This is a genomic window from Pseudemcibacter sp. (assembly GCF_965661635.1).
GTDB lineage: Bacteria > Pseudomonadota > Alphaproteobacteria > Sphingomonadales > Emcibacteraceae > Pseudemcibacter.
The window spans coordinates 1-2,427 of sequence record NZ_CBFIEP010000096.1 but is presented as its reverse complement, the minus strand read 5'-3'; the positions used below and the strand labels follow the sequence as shown (position 1 = coordinate 2,427).

General features: G+C 40.3%; 4 protein-coding genes. 2 read left to right on the top strand and 2 right to left on the bottom strand.

What is annotated here, in order from left to right:
• Positions 1-223 (top strand): hypothetical protein (locus ACTF6W_RS06720; RefSeq protein ID WP_438993772.1); only part of this gene is annotated, 223 nt, incomplete at its 5' end.
• Between the two features lie 31 nt (positions 224-254).
• Complete coding sequence (locus ACTF6W_RS06715) at positions 255-1,733, top strand: SPOR domain-containing protein (protein ID WP_438993771.1); 1,479 nt, start codon at positions 255-257, stop codon at positions 1,731-1,733.
• A gap of 63 nt (positions 1,734-1,796) precedes the next feature.
• Here the strand turns inward: ACTF6W_RS06715 and ptsN are convergent, their stop codons facing one another.
• Together ptsN and ACTF6W_RS06705 are read right to left on the bottom strand one after the other, a co-directional pair.
• Entirely contained in the window at positions 1,797-2,246 is a 450-nt protein-coding gene (gene ptsN, locus ACTF6W_RS06710; RefSeq protein ID WP_438993770.1) for a PTS IIA-like nitrogen regulatory protein PtsN, read from the bottom strand.
• A 31-nt stretch (positions 2,247-2,277) separates the two neighbouring features.
• The coding region (locus ACTF6W_RS06705) for a sigma 54 modulation/S30EA ribosomal C-terminal domain-containing protein (protein ID WP_438993773.1) at positions 2,278-2,427 on the bottom strand (150 nt) is incomplete at its 5' end.

The following is a 2,427-nucleotide window of genomic DNA, read 5'->3' as shown; positions in this document are numbered from 1 at the left end:
AAGTTCTAAAACAGAACAGCCACCAGTTAAGAATACTGCGAAAGCAGGTAAGAGAATAGCAATGACCCTTAGAATGGAGCAGAACGATCATTTAAAACTGCGCCTATATGCGGCTCATTCTAGAAAAAGTTGTCAGGATATAATATCTGACGCTCTTGAAATGTATCTAAGTGAAGAAGACAAAGTTTGTAATATCAGTGATTGTAGCTGTCTTAAAAATTAAAATAATCAGTTAAATCGGATTGGAATTTGATATGAAGAATGTCAAACTAAATAATGAAAATAAAAGAACTCTAAAAGATAACTTAAAATTTGGACCGTTTGCCGCGCTGGCTTTGACGTTTTTTACGTCTGCTTGCTCTAATGCGGGTTTTAACGGTGAACAAGCCAGTGTTTATCGCCCCAATGAGGAAAATGCACCAATGGAGCGCGTCGAAGCGAATGTTCCTGGCGGGTATACTGGTGAGGGTTCAGTTCAAGTTGCAAACTCAAACAACAGTTTCTTAATGCTCGCTAATGAAATGATGGAAAATGGTGACCCAAATGCGGCTATCCCACTTTATCGCCGTGCCCATAAATTTCAACCTGATGCTGCAGCACCATTAGTCGGACTTGGTGAAAGCCTGAGTGCAATTGGTCAATATAATGATGCCGCTGATGCATTTCAGCAAGCCATTAGTAAAAATGGACAAAATGTTGAAGCTTTAAAAGGACTCGGCGCTAGTTATCTGGCTCTTAATCGTCCTACACGCGCGCTTCCGTATTTACAGCAAGCAGCACGTGTTAATCCCAAAGATGTCGATACAATGAGTTCGCTTGCAATTGCGTTAGATATGCAAGGACATCGTGAAGCATCACTTGAGGTTTATAAAGACGGTTTAGCTTTAGACCCTGATAACTTAAAACTTTTAAATAATTATGGGATGTCTCTAGCTCTTCAATCGCGACATGACGAATCAATCTCGGTTCTTAAACAAGCAGCACAACATAAAAATGCGGGTGCGACACATCGTCAAAACCTTGCAATGGCATATGCTCTTTCAGGTAATGAAATGATGTCAGCAAGACTTCTTTCAATTGATAGCAGTCCTGATCTTACCAACGAGAATTTAAATTATTATCGTATTTTAACTGCACTGCCTGCTGATGATCGTTTTGATGCCGTATTGTCTCAATCTGGTAATGATTTAACAGATCTTTCAGATGTTGCAAATGAAGTGTTTAATGATGATGATAATGAGCTAACAAAAGCCATTACGGTTGCTCGATTAGTCGAGGTTCCGCCTGAGCATGTTGCACAATTACAACCTGCTCCAGAGCCGGCACCTGAGCCAGAAGATGATGGTGTGCCTGCGCTACTTGGACCAGAAGGCTGGGCACTGCAAATTGCAGCATACCGTACTAAAGAAGAACTTCGCCCAGGTTGGGAAAAACTGAAAGAAAAGTACTTTGATATTATCGGTCAATTAGAACCACGTCGTTCTGAAATTGATTTCGGTGATCGCGCTCAGCAACTAAATGGTTATTTTTACCGATTAAATGCTGGCCCATTAACCAGTTATGAAGAAGCAAGAGTTGCTTGTCAGAAAATTTCTGAGCTTGGAACTGATTGTTGGGTACGCCCACCGGAAGTGACAGAAGGTGATATTCCTGAAGCAGAAAGCGATAAGAAATTAGCGGATCAATTTAAATACCGTGAAGAGCTTCCACCTCAACCGGAAGATGACGCATAATCAATCGTTTTATATGATGAAAAATTAAAGCACTCCGATGATGATCAGCGGAGTGCTTTTTTATTATTGAACAGAATTTAGTATTGCATAAATAGCGTCGCTATTATCAGCGCCACGCAATTTTGCACAAGTTGCCTGATCCCGAAAAATACGAGAGATCTTTGCTAGTGCTTTTAGATGATCTGCACCCGCTTCTTCTGGTGCGAGCAATAAGAAAATAAGATCAACCGGTTGATCATCAATTGAATCGTAGTTAACTGGCTTATCTAACTTTACGAAAACACCACAAATCTGATCTAATTCAGAAAATCGTCCATGCGGAATAGCAACGCCATGTCCAACACCCGTTGAACCCAATCGCTCACGTTCCATAAGAACACTAGCAATTTCAAATATAGGTTTACCGATTTTATCTTTAACGATTGTCCCCAACTCTTGAAGTAGCTGCTTTTTGCTGCTTGCCTTCATATTGGGGTAAATAGTTTCCAAGTTGATTAGATTTGATAATTCCATAAGGAAGTTGCTCTTTTTTTCTCTAGAAAAATTAAGATGGTTTGGGATCTATCCAACCGATGTTACCATCAGGTCTTCTATAAACAACATTAATGCCGCCATGCCCGCTGTTTCTAAACATCAAAGTTTGAAGTTCACCAAGATCAAGGCGCATAACAGCATCACTAACTGTCACTTCTGG

What these genes read in the sequence shown, in the direction of transcription:
- ACTF6W_RS06715 (WP_438993771.1), top strand. Translation starts at nt 255, where the DNA reads ATGAAGAATGTCAAACTAAATAATGAAAATAAAAGAACTCTAAAAGAT.
- ptsN (WP_438993770.1), bottom strand. Translation starts at nt 2,246, where the DNA reads ATGGAATTATCAAATCTAATCAACTTGGAAACTATTTACCCCAATATG.